The 16,743-nt window shown below is 65.9% G+C and carries 19 protein-coding genes; 4 read left to right on the forward strand and 15 right to left on the reverse strand.

The window, feature by feature from the left end; translation table 11 throughout:
- Nucleotides 1-3: 3 nt before the first annotated feature.
- The 7 genes from ACE3N6_RS00605 to ACE3N6_RS00635 all read right to left on the reverse strand — a co-directional run bounded on the left by ACE3N6_RS00605 (nt 4) and on the right by ACE3N6_RS00635 (nt 4,621).
- A complete protein-coding gene (locus tag ACE3N6_RS00605; RefSeq protein ID WP_374243215.1) occupies nt 4-636 on the reverse strand; it encodes a hypothetical protein in 633 nt (210 codons plus the stop codon).
- Nucleotides 629-1,189 (reverse strand): ATP/GTP-binding protein, encoded by a 561-nt coding sequence (locus tag ACE3N6_RS00610; protein ID WP_374243216.1) that lies wholly within the window; start codon nt 1,187-1,189, stop codon nt 629-631. The genes ACE3N6_RS00605 and ACE3N6_RS00610 overlap by 8 nt, the downstream gene beginning before the upstream one ends.
- Nucleotides 1,179-2,528 carry a hypothetical protein gene (locus ACE3N6_RS00615; protein WP_374243217.1) on the reverse strand — a complete coding sequence of 450 codons (1,350 nt, stop codon included), beginning with the start codon at nt 2,526-2,528 and terminating at the stop codon, nt 1,179-1,181. The genes ACE3N6_RS00610 and ACE3N6_RS00615 overlap by 11 nt, the downstream gene beginning before the upstream one ends.
- A gap of 28 nt (nt 2,529-2,556) precedes the next feature.
- Entirely contained in the window at nt 2,557-3,033 is a 477-nt protein-coding gene (locus tag ACE3N6_RS00620; protein ID WP_374243218.1) for a hypothetical protein, read from the reverse strand.
- Nucleotides 3,030-3,776 carry a phosphate/phosphite/phosphonate ABC transporter substrate-binding protein gene (locus tag ACE3N6_RS00625; RefSeq protein ID WP_374243219.1) on the reverse strand — a complete coding sequence of 249 codons (747 nt, stop codon included), beginning with the start codon at nt 3,774-3,776 and terminating at the stop codon, nt 3,030-3,032. Before ACE3N6_RS00625 ends, ACE3N6_RS00620 begins: the two co-directional genes overlap by 4 nt.
- 2 nt (nt 3,777-3,778) lie before the next feature.
- Complete coding sequence (locus tag ACE3N6_RS00630) at nt 3,779-4,129, reverse strand: PAS domain-containing protein (RefSeq protein WP_374243220.1); 351 nt, start codon at nt 4,127-4,129, stop codon at nt 3,779-3,781.
- A gap of 138 nt (nt 4,130-4,267) precedes the next feature.
- Complete coding sequence (locus ACE3N6_RS00635) at nt 4,268-4,621, reverse strand: roadblock/LC7 domain-containing protein (RefSeq protein ID WP_228111886.1); 354 nt, start codon at nt 4,619-4,621, stop codon at nt 4,268-4,270.
- 256 nt (nt 4,622-4,877) lie between these two features.
- Between ACE3N6_RS00635 and ACE3N6_RS00640 the strand changes: the two genes are divergently transcribed.
- Nucleotides 4,878-5,108, forward strand: a complete 231-nt coding sequence (locus ACE3N6_RS00640; protein WP_374243221.1) for a sulfurtransferase TusA family protein — start codon at nt 4,878-4,880, stop codon at nt 5,106-5,108.
- 69 nt (nt 5,109-5,177) lie between these two features.
- Here ACE3N6_RS00640 and ACE3N6_RS00645 read toward each other — a convergent pair whose 3' ends face one another.
- The 4 genes from ACE3N6_RS00645 to ACE3N6_RS00660 all read right to left on the reverse strand — a co-directional run bounded on the left by ACE3N6_RS00645 (nt 5,178) and on the right by ACE3N6_RS00660 (nt 10,526).
- On the reverse strand, nt 5,178-8,024 hold the full coding sequence (locus ACE3N6_RS00645) for a valine--tRNA ligase (protein WP_374243222.1): 2,847 nt from the start codon (nt 8,022-8,024) through the stop codon (nt 5,178-5,180).
- 84 nt (nt 8,025-8,108) lie between these two features.
- Nucleotides 8,109-8,603, reverse strand: a complete 495-nt coding sequence (locus tag ACE3N6_RS00650) for a hypothetical protein (RefSeq protein WP_374243223.1) — start codon at nt 8,601-8,603, stop codon at nt 8,109-8,111.
- Nucleotides 8,600-9,031 carry a DNA polymerase III subunit chi gene (locus ACE3N6_RS00655; RefSeq protein ID WP_374243224.1) on the reverse strand — a complete coding sequence of 144 codons (432 nt, stop codon included), beginning with the start codon at nt 9,029-9,031 and terminating at the stop codon, nt 8,600-8,602. Before ACE3N6_RS00655 ends, ACE3N6_RS00650 begins: the two co-directional genes overlap by 4 nt.
- Nucleotides 9,032-9,038: 7 nt before the next feature.
- A complete protein-coding gene (locus tag ACE3N6_RS00660; RefSeq protein WP_374243225.1) occupies nt 9,039-10,526 on the reverse strand; it encodes a leucyl aminopeptidase in 1,488 nt (495 codons plus the stop codon).
- 105 nt (nt 10,527-10,631) lie between these two features.
- Here ACE3N6_RS00660 and lptF point away from each other — a divergent pair, with 105 nt between their 5' ends.
- Together lptF and lptG are read left to right on the forward strand one after the other, a co-directional pair.
- Nucleotides 10,632-11,711: an LPS export ABC transporter permease LptF gene (lptF, locus tag ACE3N6_RS00665; protein WP_374243226.1), complete on the forward strand. Its 1,080-nt coding sequence runs from the start codon at nt 10,632-10,634 to the stop codon at nt 11,709-11,711.
- Nucleotides 11,711-12,787, forward strand: a complete 1,077-nt coding sequence (lptG, locus tag ACE3N6_RS00670; RefSeq protein ID WP_374243227.1) for an LPS export ABC transporter permease LptG — start codon at nt 11,711-11,713, stop codon at nt 12,785-12,787. The genes lptF and lptG overlap by 1 nt, the downstream gene beginning before the upstream one ends.
- Before the next feature lie 36 nt (nt 12,788-12,823).
- On the opposite strand, the gene ACE3N6_RS00675 is transcribed toward lptG, so the two are convergent.
- Genes ACE3N6_RS00675 through ACE3N6_RS00690 form a run of 4 tightly spaced genes read right to left on the reverse strand, consistent with a single transcriptional unit; the run spans nt 12,824 to nt 14,964 of the window.
- Nucleotides 12,824-13,294 (reverse strand): RDD family protein, encoded by a 471-nt coding sequence (locus ACE3N6_RS00675; protein ID WP_374243228.1) that lies wholly within the window; start codon nt 13,292-13,294, stop codon nt 12,824-12,826.
- 10 nt (nt 13,295-13,304) lie between these two features.
- Nucleotides 13,305-13,946, reverse strand: coding sequence for a DUF3106 domain-containing protein (locus ACE3N6_RS00680; protein ID WP_374243229.1), 642 nt, complete (start codon nt 13,944-13,946; stop codon nt 13,305-13,307).
- The gene (locus ACE3N6_RS00685; protein ID WP_374243230.1) at nt 13,919-14,293 is read right to left on the reverse strand and encodes a DUF3619 family protein; all 375 of its coding nucleotides are present in this window, start codon (nt 14,291-14,293) and stop codon (nt 13,919-13,921) included. Before ACE3N6_RS00685 ends, ACE3N6_RS00680 begins: the two co-directional genes overlap by 28 nt.
- A complete protein-coding gene (locus tag ACE3N6_RS00690) occupies nt 14,290-14,964 on the reverse strand; it encodes an RNA polymerase sigma factor (protein WP_374243231.1) in 675 nt (224 codons plus the stop codon). The genes ACE3N6_RS00685 and ACE3N6_RS00690 overlap by 4 nt, the downstream gene beginning before the upstream one ends.
- A gap of 60 nt (nt 14,965-15,024) precedes the next feature.
- Between ACE3N6_RS00690 and ACE3N6_RS00695 the strand changes: the two genes are divergently transcribed.
- Nucleotides 15,025-16,734 carry an acetolactate synthase 3 catalytic subunit gene (locus ACE3N6_RS00695; RefSeq protein ID WP_374243232.1) on the forward strand — a complete coding sequence of 570 codons (1,710 nt, stop codon included), beginning with the start codon at nt 15,025-15,027 and terminating at the stop codon, nt 16,732-16,734.
- Nucleotides 16,735-16,743 lie beyond the last annotated feature (9 nt).

Raw genomic sequence — 16,743 nt, forward strand, 5'->3', positions numbered from 1 at the left:
GGGCTAGATGTTGCCGTAGCGCACGTAGAGCGCCCAGACGAGTTCGGCGAAGGCGTTCTGGTTGAAGCGCGGGCGCCCGCTGACGGTGAGGGCGAGGCGGGTCCGGCCGATGTGCATCGGCCAGAAGCTGAGGCCGCTGATGCCGGCGGCGTCCACGTTGCCCCAGCCATCGAGCAGGTGATCGCCGAGCTTGGAGAGGGCGTCGGACTGGCGTTCGGCCACCGACAGGATGTCGGCGCCCAGCGCGGCGAGGGCTTCGCCGGTTTCGCCCGGGTAACCCGACATCGCGAGGCAGAAGCCCATCCGGTCTGCCAGGACGGCCTGCCCGGTATCGCTGAGGGTGGCGAGCAGGCTGGGCAGGGTGGATTCGAGCGTGCCGACGGGCGCCATCCGCGGGGTGGACCAGGCTTCGAGGCAGGCGGTCTCCTGGAGCTTGAGCAGCGGGGCGAGGGCGCGCTCGGTGCTGGCTTCGCCCGTCCAGGCGCGGGCCAGTTCGGCACTCAGTGCCGGGCTGGCGGCTTCGCGGAGGATGGCCAGCAGGACGCGCCGCTCGACGCTGTCGTCGGCGCGGGCAACCGCTCGCCAGGCCCCGTAGGGCGTTACGGTGAGGTAGGAGCCGGGGATAATCTCAAGCATCGATCAGTCCGGGGTTGAGGGTGTAGAGGAGCGCCTTGACGAGCATGGCGACGTCGTCGCGACTGCGCGCATCGACGCGGAAGATCGCCGGGATGGGGCGGTGCCCCAGCTCGGCCAGCTTGGTGCGATAGTTCTCGAGGTTGGGCGTCTCGGAGTTGTCCATGTGGGTGACGCCGATGGCGACGGCGGTGCTGGCGATGAAGTCCTTGAAGGCGCTCAGGTAGCCCTCCAGATCGGCCAGCGGATCGGGGTTGGCGTTGTTGATGAGCAGGACGAGACCGATCCCCCCTTCGGAGAGGATGTCCCACATGAAGCTGAAGCGTTCCTGGCCGGGCGTGCCGTAGAGCATGACCTTTTCGCCGTCCGGCAGGTTGAGGACGCCGTAGTCCATGGCAACGGTGGTGGTCCGCTTGAGTTTGGCAGTTTCGTCGCTGGCCATGGCCTCGGTGCTGACCGGGGGGATGTCGCTCAGGGCGGCGATGGCCGTGCTCTTGCCGGCGCCGACGGTGCCCGAGAAGATGATCTTGTTGTGGCGGGCGCGTTCAGACCGCATTGAGGAGTTTCCTGAGAATTCTGGACAAAATCGAAGGGCGTTGTTGCTGTTGCTGCTGGGCTTGCGGTTGGGGGGGCGCCTGGGGTGCAGGGGGCGCGGTCACCGTCGTCCGTTCGGTGATCGGGCTGGTTTGCGGTGCTTTCGTGTCCAGCAGGCCGGCGAAGCGGGCAGAGGCATAGACCGAGAACACGTAGCGCTGGGGAATCCCGAGACGGGCGGCGATATCGATGGGGCTGGCCCAGGTGCGCACCCACAGGGCGACGATGCGCAGCGCGTGCGGCGACATGAAGACTTTGGTGAAGTTGGGCCAGGCACGCAGCCGGACGGGCTGGTAAGGGTCGACGCCATCCGGCAGGCGTCCCCGCGCAGCCCAGGCGGCGACGTTCCAGAAGAAGTCTTCGGTCGTCCAGGTGCTGCCGTGGTTGGAGATGTGGGACAGCGTGGAGGCGCCGACGATGCGCGCGGTGGTCTGCGGCAGCTGGGCCATCGACAGCGGACGCAGCTGGTTGTCGCGGAAGTCGGTGACGCAGATCGAGACCGGCTGGACCCGCACGCCGATGAGCCGCGGCAGGCCGGCGATGAGGTGCGGCCGGCCACTGCTGGTGGCTTGGTCGAAGGCCCGCTGGAGATGCCCGATGAGGTAGTTGTCCGGGTTGAAGAAGATCTTCTCGGGCAAGGGGTAGATCGGGTGGGGCGGCAGGTCTTCGAGCGCCCCGCACAGATCGCGCTCGTCGTCGGTCTGGACGCCATGCCCGAGCGAGCCCGGGGGCTCGGAAGGCGGGGCGGCAGCGGGGACGTCCGGCTGGATGGTCTGCGCGTCGGATGCGCCTGTGGCGGCAGGGGGCGTCATCACCGGGGGCGGCGTGCGGTTCATCGCGGTGGCCACGGTGATCGGCGGCGAGCTTGTTTCGGGTGCCGGCTGGATGGTAGGCGGCGCCGGCTGGGTCAGCGGCGCGCTCCGCCGGATGGGCGGGACGGCAATCGTGCGGGCGCTGTCGTGGGCGGCCTTGGCCAGCAGGCCGGGCAGCGCCTCGAGATTGAGGGGCTTGCCCAGAATCACCCGGTTCGGAAAACGCTGGGCGTGATCCTTGGGGTGGAAGGCATAGCAGACGACGCCGATCCGGGGGTGAGGAGCGAGTCGTGCGAATGCCGCTTCGACGCCCGGACGGTCGCAGTCGACCAGGACGACCCGGGCGCTTTCCAGGTCGGCGGCCAGACGCACCGAGTGCTTCCAGTGACGTTCTACGGATAATCCGATCAGCCGGGCGTCCATGCTGCCCACGTGGAGCAGGAAAAGGGCGGTGACTGGCTGGCCCGGTAGGATGGAATGGCGGCTCATTGGGGTGTAATGCGAGTGGGGGCCGGGGTCAGGAGACGACTCCCGACGGCATCGCGGAATCTTGCAGGAAAACACGTGCGCCTTCCACCGGGCGCGCCAGTACCACACCGGGCAGGGCGATCCGGGGGTCGTGGCGGTCGATGCCATCCGCGATGCGGGCGCTGAGATAGAGCCCCATTTCGTGCGTTTCGAGGGCGTCGTAGTGCTCGCGCAGCATGCGCATCCTCAGTTCTGCGCCGAAGGTGCCGAGGACGATCCAGAGATCGATGATGGCGGCGACGGTCGCGGCGGTGTCCTGGAGGTTGGCCCACAGGGAGATGCGCTGCACGTGGAGGTGCAGGTTGGCGGGCTTGCGGCCGATCTCGCCGGCCAGCAGCGCGCCGGTTGCCGGCGAGCGCCAGCGGGAGGCGATCCGCAGCGTCCGCACCGGCAGGCCGAAGACGGCTGGCGGTGCGGGGCGTCGGATGCGTTCCGGGTTGGACGAATCGGTGACGAACAGCTTCACTGGGTCAGTGTTGAGATGATGTCGATCATGAACTCTACGTCCTCGTGCTGGACAGCCTGCCAGGCGCGGGCGCCGAGGGCTTCGAGGATACCGCGTCCCTTTTCGGTTTCATGCATCGAAACGAGCAGTTCCGTGATCTGTTCGGCATGGGGGATGAGGCCCGGGCCGATCAGCAGGACATGATGAACCACCTGCAGCTGGCTGGTGACGAGCACGCGCAGATCCCGGCGCACGATGGAGGACAGAGCCTCGAAAGCCTCGACCGGCAGGAAGCCGACGTCGGCCTCGCCGCGAAGAATCGCGCGGGCAACCTGGATGTAGGTCTCCCTGCGATGTTCGACGGTGTTGGCGGTGTCCAGGTTGGCGGGTTCGAGGAGAATCCGGCCCACCGTGTTGACGCTGGGGTCTTCGCTGCAGGCTACACGGGTGCCCGGCTGGAGATCGGGGATCTCGCGGATCGGGCTCTCGTTTGCGGTGATGACCACCATCTCGTCCGGCGCACCCTGAGGCCGCGCGATGGCACGGAAGCCTTTCTCGCGGACGAGCAGGGAGGCGTCGAAGGGGTTGGCGTAGATGATGTCCACCTTGCCCTCGGCAATCGCGGCGCGCTGGGCGCCGAAACTGTCGTAGAGTTCGAGGTGGATCGGGAGGGACAGCGCGCGCTGCAGCCAGGTGTTGAAGATGTACCAGTCGGAGATGCGCTCGTTGGGGAAGCTGGGGCTAACCGTGAAATTGAAAGTCATGATCAGTTCATGTTCCGGTACTGGGCCTCTGCGGCGAGAACCTTTTCGCGGGAGGGCTCCCGACGGACCGAGGTGAAGCCGACGATCTTGCCGTCGCGCACGTTGGGGACCACCGTGGCGTAGACCCAGTAGTGGCCGCCATCCTTGCGCAGGTTCTTGACGTAGCCGTTCCACTGGCGCCCGGCCTGGACGGTCTTCCAGAGGTCGTCGAAAGCCGCGGAGGGCATGTCGGGGTGCCGCAGAATGCAATGGGGCTGGCCGATCAGTTCGGCTTCGGTGTAGCCGGACATGTCGACGAAGGATTGATTGCACTGGGTGATGACGCCCGACGTGTCCGTCCGGGAGACGATCAATTTGCCCTGCGGGTAGGGCGTTTCGACTGACGTGACAAATACCCGCCGACTGGTGCCATTGGCAAACGTCAGCGTATGCTCGACTGCTTCGCCCGGTACCTGGGCGCGATCCATATCCTTCACTACCAGCCCTCCCGATTAGCCGAGGATCCTGCCGATGGCGTCGGCGGCACGACGGACGTCAAGGAACACCAGACCCAGCTTGGCGTTGGGCTTGGCCATCACGGTGAGCACGGCATCGGCGCCGGCCTGAACCATGAGGACGTAACCCTTTTCGCCCTTGATGAGCACCTGGTCGAGGGTGCCGCGGGCCAGTTCGCGGGCGGTGCGATCACCGAGGGAGAGCATGGCGGCACTCATCGCGCCAACCCGATCTTCGTCGACGGTGTTGGGGAGGAGGGCGGCCATCATCAGACCGTCGGAGGAGATGATGGCGGAGGCCTCGATGTCCGCGGAGGTGCCGTTCAGGTCATTGAGAACCGTTTGGAGCATGTTTGAGCGCATCGTGGTATACCTTCAAAGTAAGCGTTAAAGTTGTCGGGAAGGACGAAGCCGGCTTGCCCGGGCGCAGGGCGCCGCAATGCAGGGTATCGCCTCGTTTATGACGTTATTTTGAGTTGTCATTATTTCACAATTCGTACGTGATTATTTGAATGCGAGTGTTGTTTGCTGTGAAGTTGTTATCGGGTTGAGGTTTGTCGCGGGTTAAAATCGGGCCCGACACGTCCCTGGAGGCTGGAGTTTTACGATGGATTTCGATAGAGAACTGGATGCGCGCGGCCTGAACTGCCCACTACCCATTTTGCGCGCAAAGAAGGCGCTTGCGGAGATGCAGGCCGGACAGGTGCTGCGGGTGGTTGCGACCGACCCGGGATCGGTGAAGGATTTCTCCGCGTTTGCCAAGCAGACTGGCAACGAGTTGATCGGGCAGAGCGAACTGCCGGATAGTGCTTACGAGTTCTTTCTGCGCCGCAAGTAAGGTTCGGCGGGCAGGCAAGAAAAATGGCCACGCAGCGTGCGTGGCCATTTTTTTGAGGCGGCGGTGTCGTCAGGCTGCCGGCAGGCGGGTAAGCTGAGGCTTGAGCTTTTCGAGCGTGGCCGAGAAGTTGGCAAGCCGCTCCTTCTCCTGGGCGACCACGGCAGCAGGGGCCCGGGCCACGAAGCTCTCGTTGGCGAGCTTGGCGTTAGCCTTGACGATCTCGCCTTCGAGGCGGGCGATCTCCTTGGAGAGGCGTTCGCGTTCGGCGGCGATGTCGATCTCCACCTTCAGCATGAGCCGCTGCTCGCCCACGATGGCGACCGGGGCGAGTTCGTCGCCACCGATCTCGTCGACCACCTGCACCTCGGAGAGCTTGGCGAGGCCGGCGATGTAGGGCGCGAACTTCTTAAGGCGCTCGCTGTTGCCGGCGGCGACCAGGGGCATGCGCTGGGCCGGCGAGATGCCCATCTCGCCCCGCAGGTTGCGGCAGGCGTAGATGAGGCCCTTGAGCTCGGCCACGTCGGCTTCGCTCTTCTCGTCGCAGCGGCCCAGATCGGCCTGCGGGTAGCGGGCGAGGCACAGGCTTTCGACGTCCTTGCGGCCGGCGAGCGGGGCGACGGTCTGCCACAGCTCTTCGGTGACGAAGGGGATCAGCGGGTGGGCGAGGCGCAGGATGGTTTCGAGCACGCGGATCAGGGTGCGGCGGGTGCCGCGCTGCTGGGCTTCGTTGCCGGTGTTGATCTGGACCTTGGCGAGTTCCAGGTACCAGTCGCAGTACTCGTCCCAGATGAACTCATAGACCGTCTTGGAGACCAGGTCGAAGCGGTAGTCGGCGAAGTGCTGCTCGATCTCCTTCTCGACGCGCTGCAGGCGGCTGACGATCCAGCGGTCGGCGAAGGAGAAATCGAGCGGGCCGTTGCCGCCGCAGCTGGGGCCGTCCTGCTTGTGCTCGAGGCCCAGGTCGTGGCCCTGGACGTTCATCAGCACGAAGCGGGTGGCGTTCCAGAGCTTGTTGCAGAAGTTGCGGTAGCCCTCGCAGCGGCTCATGTCGAACTTGATGTCGCGACCGGGGCTGGCCAGGCTGGCGAAGGTGAAGCGCAGGGCGTCGGTGCCGAAGGCGGGGATGCCGTCGGGGAATTCCTTGCGGGTCTTCTTCTCGATGCTGGCGGCCTGCTTGGGGTTCATCAGGCCGGTGGTGCGCTTGGCGACCAGCGCGTCCACTCCGATGCCGTCGATCAGGTCGATCGGGTCGAGGACGTTGCCCTTCGACTTGGACATTTTGGCGCCTTCGGCGTCGCGGATCAGGCCGTGCACATAGACGTGCTTGAACGGGATCTTGCCGGTGATGTGCTTGGTCATCATGACCATGCGCGCCACCCAGAAGAAGATGATGTCGAAGCCGGTGACGAGCACCGTGGAGGGCAGGTAGAGATCGAGCGCGTCGTTGGACTTGGTCGGGTAGTCGGGCGTCCAGTCGAGGGTCGAGAACGGCCACAGGGCGGACGAGTACCAGGTGTCGAGGACGTCCGGGTCGCGGGTGAGCGGGCCGGGGTAGCCGGCCTTGTCGGCCAGGGCGCGGGCTTCCTCTTCGGTGTGGGCGACGAAGCATTCGCCGTCGATGCCGTACCACGCCGGGATCTGGTGGCCCCACCACAGCTGACGCGAGATGCACCAGTCCTGGATGTTGTTGAGCCACTGGTTGTAGGTGTTCACCCAGTTCTCGGGCACGAACTTGATCTCGCCGGAGGCGACGACGTCGAGCGCCTTCTCGGTGATCGACTTGCCGTCGGCGCCGGGCTTGCTCATGGCCACGAACCACTGGTCGGTGAGCATGGGCTCGATGACGACGCCGGTGCGGTCGCCACGGGGAACCTGCAGCTTGTGGGGCTTGGTGTCCACCAGCACGCCGGCGGCTTCCAGGTCGGCCACGATGGCCTTGCGGGCATCGAAGCGGTCGAGGCCCTGGTACTTGGCGGGGGCGTGCTCGTTGATCTTCGCGTCGAGCGTGAGGATGCTGATCTGCGGCAGGCCGTGGCGCTGGCCGACCGCGTAGTCGTTGAAGTCGTGGGCCGGGGTGACCTTGACCACGCCGGTGCCGAACTCGCGGTCGACGTAGTCGTCGGCGATGATCGGGATGTCGCGGTCGCACAGGGGCAGGCGGACGCGCTTGCCGATCAGGTGGGCGTAGCGCTCGTCATCCGGGTGGACCATCACGGCCACGTCGCCGAGCATGGTTTCGGGGCGGGTGGTGGCGACGGTGAGGCCGGTCAGATCGCCGATCGGGCCGTCCGCAAACGGGTAGTTGATGTGCCACATGAAGCCGTCTTCTTCTTCCTGGACGACTTCCAGGTCGGAGACGGCGGTGTGCAGCTTGGGATCCCAGTTGACCAGCCGCTTGCCGCGGTAGATCAGGCCTTCGTTGTAGAGGCGCACGAAGGTCTCGGTGACGACCTTGTTGAGGCCGGCGTCCATCGTGAAGCGTTCGCGGCTCCAGTCGGGGCTGGTGCCCATGCGGCGCATCTGGCGGGTGATGGTGCCGCCGGAGTATTCCTTCCACTCCCACACCTTCTCGAGGAACTTCTCGCGGCCGAGGTCGTGGCGGGAGACGCCCTGGGCGTCAAGCTGGCGTTCGACGACGATCTGGGTGGCGATGCCGGCGTGGTCGGTGCCCGGCTGCCACAGGGTGTTCCAGCCGCGCATGCGATGGTAGCGGGTGAGCGCGTCCATGATCGTCTGGTTGAAACCGTGCCCCATGTGCAGGGTGCCGGTGACGTTGGGCGGCGGCAGCAGGATGCAGAAGGATTGGTCGGCGGGCTTGCTGCGGTCGAGGCCGGCGGCGAAGTAGCCGCTCGACTCCCAGTGCTCATACCAGCGGCGTTCGATCTCCGCCGGCTCGAAACTTTTGGCCAGTTCCATGGGGTCTGTCTTTGAAGGCAAAACGCGGATTATAGCGGATGCACGCCGCCCGCCCGGTGGCGTGACCCGGCCTGGAGGCGGAGATCAGTCGCCCGATTGGTTATCGAGGGTGTCGGCGATCTCTGCGGAGACGGCGGGAAGGAGGGTGGCGCGCAGATGGGCGGCGGCCTTGTCGCCGATGCGGGCGGCCAGTTCGTCCAGCTCGCGGGAGACTAGCTGGGGCAGTTCGTTGGCAACCCAGTGCTCGATGTGGCGGGCGATGGCGGCATCGAGGGCCACCAGCTGCGCCTGGAAGTCGACGGCCGCAGCGGCGGGGGCGATGACCGGGCTGTCGTCGACGATCTCGGGTTCGCCCAGGGCGGGCTCGTCGTCGGCGGGGGTGAGGACGATCGGGGCGCGCTCGCCGATGAAGGGCTCGATCCGCTCCTCCACCACGTCGGTGAGCACCGGCAGGTCGTCGTCGTCCGCCGCGATGAGGTGCTCGTGGCGGTGCATCAGGGCGGCGGCCTTTTCGATCAGGACGTCGCCGTCTTCGTCCTCGAGGGGGATCTCAAGTTCGGTCTTGGGGTGAGAGGTCATTCGCCGCTCCGTTGGTTCAGGTCGTGGGCGCTCAGCGCGTGCCCCTGTTCCTTGTAGCGCCGGAAGCGCCCGCGGGCGGCCTGGCGTTCCGGATCGGTCGGGCCGACGACCTCGATCACCAGCGAGAAGCGCTCGAAGCCGTCGGGCAGATCGTCGCCCAGGTTGATGAGCACGTCGTCGGCGGGCAGGGCGTCAAGGCGGCTGCCGATCACCACCGGCGTCTCGGCCGCCAGGGGCGAGCCGGCCGCCACGTGGGGCACGAAGGCGAGGGGCTGGAAGCTCCACAGCATCTGGTCGAAATGCCGCGCGGTGTTGCCGTCCGGGGCGAAGACCGACACCCGCCGTCCGCCCCCGAAGGCCTTGGCGGTGAGCACGCAGGCCACCCGAAGCCGGTCGGGGGCGTTGTGGTAGAAGCGGACGTCGGTCATGCGGGGCTTACAGGCCGGCGCGGCCGATCAGGAACTGGGTGAGCAGCGGCACCGGTCGGCCGGTGGCGCCCTTGTCCGCGCCGGATTTCCAGGCCGTGCCGGCGATGTCCAGGTGCGCCCACTTGTAGGCCTTGGTGAAGCGGGCCAGGAAGCACGCCGCCGTGATCGTGCCGGCGCCCTTGCTGCCGATGTTGGGGATGTCGGCGAAGTTGCTCTTGAGCATGTCCTGGTATTCGTCCCACAGGGGCAGCTGCCAGGCCTTGTCGCCGGCGGCCTGACCGCTGGCGAGCAGCTCGGCGGCGAGCGCGTCGTCGTTGGCGAGGAGGCCCGAGGTGAGGTTGCCCAGGGCGATGATGCAGGCGCCGGTGAGGGTGGCTACGTCGATTACGGCCACCGGGTCGAAGCGCTCGGCGTAGGTGAGGGCGTCGCAGAGGATCAGCCGGCCTTCGGCGTCGGTGTTGAGCACCTCGATGGTCTGGCCGGACATGGAGGTGACGATGTCGCCGGGCTTGGTGGCAGCGCCGCCGGGCATGTTCTCGGTGGTCGGGACAAGACCGACCACGTTGATCGGCAGCGCCATCTGCGCGATGGCCTTGAAGGTGCCCAGCACGCTGGCGGCGCCGCACATGTCGTACTTCATCTCGTCCATGCCCTCGCCGGGCTTGAGGGAGATGCCGCCGGTGTCGAAGGTGATGCCCTTGCCCACCAGCACGACCGGCTTGTCCTTGGCCTTGCCGCCCTTGTAGTTGAGGACGATGAACTTGGGCGGCTCGTGGGAGCCGCGGGCCACCGACAGCAGGGCGCCCATGCCGAGCTTCTCCATGTCGCCCTGGTCGAGCACCTCGACCTTGATCTTGTGATCCTTGGCCAGCTTGCGGGCGGCGGTGGCGAGGTAGGTGGGCGTGCACACGTTGCCGGGCAGGTTGCCCAGGGTCTTGGCGAGCGCCATACCTTCGGCGATGGCGGTGCCGCGACGTACTGCCGCCTCGAGCGGAGCGGTGTCCTTGGTCTTGGTGAGGAAGGCGATCTTCCGGACGCCCTTCCTGGATTCGTCGCGCTTCGATTTGAGTTCGTCGCAGCGGTAGGTGCTGTCCTCGAGGATCTGCGCGGCCTGGGCGATGCGCCAGGCGAGATCGCGGTGAGGCAGTTCGGCATCGGTGAGGCAGAACGCAGCGTCGGCCGCCACCGTGCCGGCGAGCTGCTTTGCGGCGGCCGTCACGGCGTCGCGGTAGAGCTTGTCGGTGAGTTCGTCGGCCTTGCCGAGGCTGACCAGCAGCACGCGCGGAGCAGCGATGCCGGGGAGGTTGTGGAGCATCAGGGTGGCGCCGGCCTTGTCGTCGAGTTCGCCCCGGGCGAGTAGGGCGCCAATGGCGCCGTCGGAGGCCTTGTCGAGCGACCTGGCGGCTGCGCTCGGATCGCCCCCGGCGTACACACCGGCCACCACGCAGTCGCTCTTGAGTTTTTCCGGCGCTCCGGCCTTTATGGTAAATTCCACCCGCTTCTCCTTGGCAATACGCGTCTTTGGGCAATCGCGCCATTATGGCCGGCACCCTGGCGGACGTCAAAACGGCTGTCCGGCAACGCTAGACCCCTTCTCCGCATGATTTTTCTCCGAGCCGCCCAGCGCGAATTCACCCAGAACGCCGTCGCGGTTTTCGTGGCGCTGTTTGCCATCCTGATCTCCACCGTGCTCATCCGCCTGCTGGGGCAGGCCGCGGGCGGCCGTGTGCCGGCCGATGCGGTGCTGGCCCTGATCGGCTTCGGCGCCGTCGCTCAGATGCCGGTGGTGCTGTCCCTCACGGTCTTCATCGCGGTGCTCATGACCCTCTCCCGCTGGTATCGGGATTCCGAGATGGTCGTGTGGTTTTCCAGCGGCCTGCCGCTCACCGCCTGGGTGCGGCCGGTGCTTCGGTTTGCGCTGCCGGTGGTGGTGCTGATCGCTGCGCTGTCGCTGTTCGTGGCGCCATGGGCCCAGAAGAAGAGCGTCGAGTACAAGGAGCAGTTGAACAACCGCGACGACGTCTCCCGAGTGGCGCCCGGGCTGTTCCGCGAATCGTCCGGCGGTGAGCGGGTGTTCTTCGTCGAGGCCCTGTCGGGTGAGGAGGGGCGCGCCCGCAACGTGTTCGCCAGCAGCATGCAGAACGGCCGGCTGGGCGTGATGGTGGCCTCCGAAGGCCACACCGAAGTCGACCCCTCGTCGGGCAACCGTTACGTGGTGCTGGAGCGTGGGCGGCGCTACGAAGGCACGCCAGGCACCCCGAGCTACCGGGTGATGGAATTCGAGCGTTACCAGATCCTGATGGAGTCCAAGGAGGCGCAGTCGGCGCCCCGTCAGCCCAAGACGCTGGCGCTGCCGGCCCTCATCAAGAGCCCTGACGACCGCAGTCGCGGCGAGCTGCTGGCACGGATCAGCACCCCGGTGCTGGCCACCATGCTGTCCCTGCTCGCGATTCCCCTCTCGTTCGTCAACCCCCGCGCCGGGCGGACCAACAACCTGATCCTGGCGGTGCTGGTGTACCTCATCTACAGCAACGCGGTGAGCGTCTGCCAGGCCTGGGTGGGGCAGGGGCGTCTGCGCTTCGACGTGGGCCTGTGGATTCCCCATCTGGCGATGCTGGGGGTGCTGGCCATCCTGTTTTACCGGCGGATCAGCGTGTTCGCGCGTTGGCGGAGGCGCTGATGATTCCCGTTTACATCCGCTACCTGAGCCGCGAGATCTACTCCGCGGTGTTCCTGGTCCTGCTGGCTTTCCTGGGGCTGTTCGCGTTCTTCGATCTGGTCAATGAGCTCGACGAGATCGGCAAGGGCGGTTACATGCTCCACCACGCGGCGATCTACGTTGCGATGATCATGCCCGGGCGGGTCTATGAGTTGCTGCCCATCGCCGTGCTGATCGGCACCCTGTACGCCCTGACCACCCTCGCCCGGCATTCCGAGATCACCGTGCTGCGGGCCTCGGGCTTGTCCACCCGGCGCTTTCTGCTGGGGCTGCTGTCGATCGGCAGCGTGTTCGTAGTGGTGACCTTCATCTTTGGCGAATATCTTGCCCCGCCGGCCGAGCGGGCTGCCCAGCAGTGGCGGCTGGCGGCGACGCGCTCGATGGTCTCCCAGGAACTGCGCACCGGCCTGTGGGTGCGCGACGGTCGCCGCTTCGTGAACGTGCGCAACGTGCTGCCCGATACCACGCTGCAGGGCGTGCGGCTGTATGAATTCGACGAGCGGGCGGTGCTGCTGTCCATCAGCGAGGCCGAAAAGGGCGTCTACGACGAGCGCGCTGGCTGGAGCCTGACCAACGTCGCCCAGACCCGCTTCCTGCCCGATCGCACCGAAACCGAAAAGCTGCCCGACCTGCTCTGGAAATCCGAGCTCACGCCGGATGTGCTGTCGGTGCTGATGGTGGTGCCGGAGCGGATGTCGGTGGAAACCCTGTACTCGTACATCCGCCACCTCGAGGAGAACAACCAGCGCACGACCCGCTACGAGATCGCCCTCTGGAAGAAGCTGGCCTACCCGTTTGCGTCGCTGGTGATGATGGGGCTGGCGCTGCCCTTCGGCTACATGCAGACGCGGATGGGCGGGGTGAGCCTGCGGGTGTTCTCGGGGATCATGATCGGCGTCGGCTTCCACCTGCTGAACGGCCTGTTCTCCAACCTTGGCGTCATCAACGGTTGGATTCCGGCCGTCGCGGCACTTACCCCCAGCGCCACCTTCCTGCTCGCGGCGGGTGTGATGATGTGGTGGGTGGAGCGCCGCTAGCCGTCAGCTGTGGCTGCGGCAATCGATCTGTGACGTTTATTTTGTGGGCGTCAACAGCACGATCCGGGTGCCGGCCAGGCGGTCGTGCAGAAACTGACGGTCCCGGTCAAGCAGGGCCCACAACAGCCCGACGCCAAAGAGGCACACCGACGGCCAGGCCAGCACATAGCGCAGCGCAGCCTGTCCGGTCGTGAGCGGTTTGCCTTCCAGATCGACGATCCGCAGCTTCCAGGTCTGCATGGCGAGGGTCTGCCCGCCACGTCGCCAGTACCACAGGTAATAGCCCCCCAGCACCGCAAAGATGTACGCCCACAGGAACCCGCCACCCGGGGTGTAGTTTGTGCCCACGCCCACAATGAGCAGCGGCACCATGAAAGTGAGCGCCAGCACCCCGAGCAGGAGGAGGCTCTCGTACAGCATGCTGGCAAGACGGCGGCGAAGGCCGGCGAGTTCGGCGGATTGCCGAGCCGACGGCGCTGCCGGCGGCTTCAGTTGATTCGGGGGCATCGAGATCGGGTCAGGGTTTGACGACTGGGGTTGCCGCCGGGCTTGCGGCGGCGGTGGCAGGCAGGTCGGCGGGGGCGGCCGTTGCAGTGCCGCTTGCCGGCGCAATCGAGGTGGGAGGCTCGACGGGCGGCTTCTTCACGACGATCTTGGGTGCCGTCGGGCGGGGCGGCGGTGGCGCGGTCAGGGGCTTGATCGGCGGGGCGCCGATCTTGGGGATGGCCGGTTTGGCCGCCGGGGTCTTGGCGGCCTGCTCGAAGCGCTGCTTCTCCTCGGTGGGCAGCTCCTTGTAGGCGTTCCACTTCTGGCGCAGCGATTCGCGCTGTTCCGGCGGAATCCGCTGCAGGTTGCGATATTGATCCCGCGCCACCTCCCGCTGCTCGGGCGTGAGCGAGAACCAGGTTTCCATCCGCCCCTGAAGGCGCGACTGCTCCTCCGGCGTGTAGCCGGGGAAGCGTTCGGAAATGCCCGCCCACTTGCGCTTGCGTTCGTCCGAGAGGCTGTCCCACTCCTTTGCCAGCGGCGCGAGGGTGCGCCGCTGATCGGGTGTAAGCTCGTTCCAGGTCGGTGCCTTGAGAGGCGGTGCCGCCACGGCTGCGGCGGAGCACGCAATCGCCAGGGATGCGATCACTCGGGCGATTCGTTTTGAACCCATGCGTCGAATCCGCGATCCAGGTAGGCGTCAATGGGGAGGTCGTCCGCGAGGAGGGCGCTATCGAGTTCCTCCAGCTCGGCGGTGTGCTGCAGCTCGCCAAGGAAACCGCTGCCCACCACCGCCAGGACGATCAGCAGCATGGCAAGGGCCGTCTTGCCCCGCGGTGCGATGTGCTCGGTGAACAGGCTTCCAATGCCGGCAAGGCTGAACCCGCCGACCGCGAGCTTCTGTCGCGAAAGCGCTTTGCGGCGCGCCTCGTGGAGGCGACTGGAGACGTCCGGCGAGAGGTTGCGCGTCGAGGCGTTGAGGTGCTGCCGGATCCGGAACTGAAGATCGTGTTCGTTCATAAGGTGATGCCCTTTGCTGCAAGGGCAGCCGCAAGGGTGTGCGTGGCCCGGGAGCAATGCGTCTTGACGCTGCCCTCGGAGCACCCCATTGCCGCTGCCGTTTCGGCGATGTCCATTTCTTCCCAGTAACGCATCAGGAAGGCTTCGCGTTGACGTGGCGGAAGCTTTTCGATTTCCTTCTCTATGACACTCAAGGTCTGGCGTTGTTCAAGCTGCGCCTGGGGCGATTCGCTCTTGTGGTCGCTATCGGCGGATTCGATCGATTCGAGGGGGTCGTGCTCGTCTTCCTCGGGGCCCGAGAACGCGGACAGCAGGGTGGTCCACATGCTGCGGACCTTCTGTCGGCGGTAGTGGTCGCGGATGACGTTCTGGAGAATGCGCTGGAAGAGCATCGGCAGCTCTTCGAGAGGCTTGTCGCCGTATTTTTGGGCGAGCTTCATCATCGCGTCCTGAACGATGTCGAGGGCCGACTCTTCGTTGCGGACCGCAAACAGGGCTTGTTTGAATGCCCGTTTTTCAACGCTCGCGAGAAAGTCCGATAGTTCGAGGCGGGAGGGCAGGGGAAGATCCTCTGGTGTCGGGAAAGTGCGCCGCCAGGGCGCGCAGGCCGGTCGGTGCTGCAGATGGGAAGGCTTGTCGGCAGGCGGGGCGCTGTGGCGCGCCTTGACCAATCGTTGCCTCGGCGGTATGGTTCGACGTTTTACATTGCCGAGACAGCTTCGGGTGCATAGATGGTATTGACCGGTGCGGAAATTGTAATCAGGTGTCTCCAGGAAGAAAAGGTTGATTATCTTTTCGGTTATCCCGGTGGGGCCGTTCTCTACATCTACGACGAGCTGTTCAAGCAGGACAAGGTTCGGCATGTGCTCGTGCGTCACGAGCAGGCCGCGATCCATGCTGCCGATGGCTACGCCCGCTCCACCGAAAAGGTGGGCGTTGCGCTAGTGACCTCCGGTCCCGGCGCCACCAACGCGGTCACCGGTATCGCCACCGCCTACTGCGACTCCATCCCGCTGGTGGTGATTTCCGGTCAGGTTCCCGTGGGCGCCATCGGCCAGGATGCCTTCCAGGAAGTGGATACGGTCGGGATCACCCGGCCGTGCGTCAAGCACAACTTCCTGGTGCGCGATGTGCGCGAGATCGCCGACACCATCAAGAAGGCGTTCTACCTCGCCAAGACCGGTCGCCCCGGCCCGGTGCTGGTCGATATCCCCAAGGACATCACCGCCCAGAAGTGCGAATTCGAATACCCGCAGACGGTCTCGATGCGCTCCTACAACCCCGTCGTCAAGGGGCACCAGGGGCAGATCAAGAAGGCGCTGCAACTGCTCCTCGAAGCCAAGCGCCCGATGGTCTATGCCGGCGGCGGCGTGGTGCTCGGTAACGCGGCGGACAAGCTCACCGCGCTGGTGCGCAAGCTCGGCCTTCCGTGCACCAACACCCTGATGGGCCTCGGTGGCTATCCTGCCACCGACCGTCAGTATGTGGGCATGCTCGGGATGCACGGCAACTACGAAGCCAACATGGGCATGCACTACTGCGACGTGCTGCTTGCCGTAGGTGCCCGCTTCGACGACCGCGTGATCGGCAGCCCGGCGCACTTCGCGTCCGAGCCGCGCAAGATCATCCACATCGACATCGACCCGTCGTCCATCTCCAAGCGCGTGAAGGTGGATGTGCCCATCGTGGGCGATGTGGGCGAAGTGCTGGGCGAGATGCTCGCCATGCTCGACGCCGGTGCCGAGACCAACGACCAGGAATCCCTGGGCGTGTGGTGGAAGCAGATCGAGGAATGGCGTCGTCGCGACTGCCTGAAGTTCAACCAGGGCGAAGATCTCATCAAGCCCCAGTTCGTGATCCAGAAACTGTGGGAAGTCACCGGCGGCGACGCCTTCGTGACGTCCGACGTGGGCCAGCACCAGATGTGGGCGGCCCAGTACTACAAATTCGACAAGCCGCGGCGCTGGATCAACTCCGGCGGCCTGGGCACGATGGGCTTCGGCCTGCCCGCAGCGATGGGCGTGCAGCTTGCCCACCCCGGTTCGCCCGTGGCCTGCGTGACCGGCGAGGCGTCGATCCAGATGAACATCCAGGAACTCTCCACCTGCAAGCAGTTCCGGCTGCCGATCAAGGTGGTGATGCTCAACAATCGTTATCTGGGTATGGTCCGCCAGTGGCAGGAGATCTTCCACGGCAACCGCTACTCCGAGTCCTACATGAACGCGCTGCCGGATTTTGCCCGGCTGGCCGAGGCCTATGGCCACGTGGGCATCCGGGTGGACAAGCCGGGTGATGTGGAAGGCGCGCTGCGCGAGGCGTTCCAGCGCAAGAGCGATCTGGTTTTCCTCGACATCCAGGTGGATCAGACCGAGAACGTGTATCCGATGGTCCAGGGTGGCAAGGGCCTGACCGACATGATCCTGTCGGCCGAGGATCTCTGATAACGGCAG

Source organism: Zoogloea sp. (assembly GCF_041904905.1).
In the GTDB taxonomy this organism is placed as follows: Bacteria; Pseudomonadota; Gammaproteobacteria; order Burkholderiales; family Rhodocyclaceae; genus Zoogloea.

Excerpts from the sequence above, each read along its gene's own strand:
- ACE3N6_RS00605 (WP_374243215.1), bottom strand. The coding sequence starts at position 636 with ATGCTTGAGATTATCCCCGGCTCCTACCTCACCGTAACGCCCTACGGG.
- ACE3N6_RS00610 (WP_374243216.1), bottom strand. The coding sequence starts at position 1,189 with ATGCGGTCTGAACGCGCCCGCCACAACAAGATCATCTTCTCGGGCACC.
- ACE3N6_RS00615 (WP_374243217.1), bottom strand. The coding sequence starts at position 2,528 with ATGAGCCGCCATTCCATCCTACCGGGCCAGCCAGTCACCGCCCTTTTC.
- ACE3N6_RS00625 (WP_374243219.1), bottom strand. The coding sequence starts at position 3,776 with ATGACTTTCAATTTCACGGTTAGCCCCAGCTTCCCCAACGAGCGCATC.
- ACE3N6_RS00635 (WP_228111886.1), bottom strand. The coding sequence starts at position 4,621 with ATGCTCCAAACGGTTCTCAATGACCTGAACGGCACCTCCGCGGACATC.
- ACE3N6_RS00640 (WP_374243221.1), top strand. The coding sequence starts at position 4,878 with ATGGATTTCGATAGAGAACTGGATGCGCGCGGCCTGAACTGCCCACTA.
- ACE3N6_RS00645 (WP_374243222.1), bottom strand. The coding sequence starts at position 8,024 with ATGGAACTGGCCAAAAGTTTCGAGCCGGCGGAGATCGAACGCCGCTGG.
- ACE3N6_RS00650 (WP_374243223.1), bottom strand. The coding sequence starts at position 8,603 with ATGACCTCTCACCCCAAGACCGAACTTGAGATCCCCCTCGAGGACGAA.
- ACE3N6_RS00655 (WP_374243224.1), bottom strand. The coding sequence starts at position 9,031 with ATGACCGACGTCCGCTTCTACCACAACGCCCCCGACCGGCTTCGGGTG.
- lptF (WP_374243226.1), top strand. The coding sequence starts at position 10,632 with ATGATTTTTCTCCGAGCCGCCCAGCGCGAATTCACCCAGAACGCCGTC.
- lptG (WP_374243227.1), top strand. The coding sequence starts at position 11,711 with ATGATTCCCGTTTACATCCGCTACCTGAGCCGCGAGATCTACTCCGCG.
- ACE3N6_RS00675 (WP_374243228.1), bottom strand. The coding sequence starts at position 13,294 with ATGCCCCCGAATCAACTGAAGCCGCCGGCAGCGCCGTCGGCTCGGCAA.
- ACE3N6_RS00680 (WP_374243229.1), bottom strand. The coding sequence starts at position 13,946 with ATGGGTTCAAAACGAATCGCCCGAGTGATCGCATCCCTGGCGATTGCG.
- ACE3N6_RS00685 (WP_374243230.1), bottom strand. The coding sequence starts at position 14,293 with ATGAACGAACACGATCTTCAGTTCCGGATCCGGCAGCACCTCAACGCC.
- ACE3N6_RS00695 (WP_374243232.1), top strand. The coding sequence starts at position 15,025 with ATGGTATTGACCGGTGCGGAAATTGTAATCAGGTGTCTCCAGGAAGAA.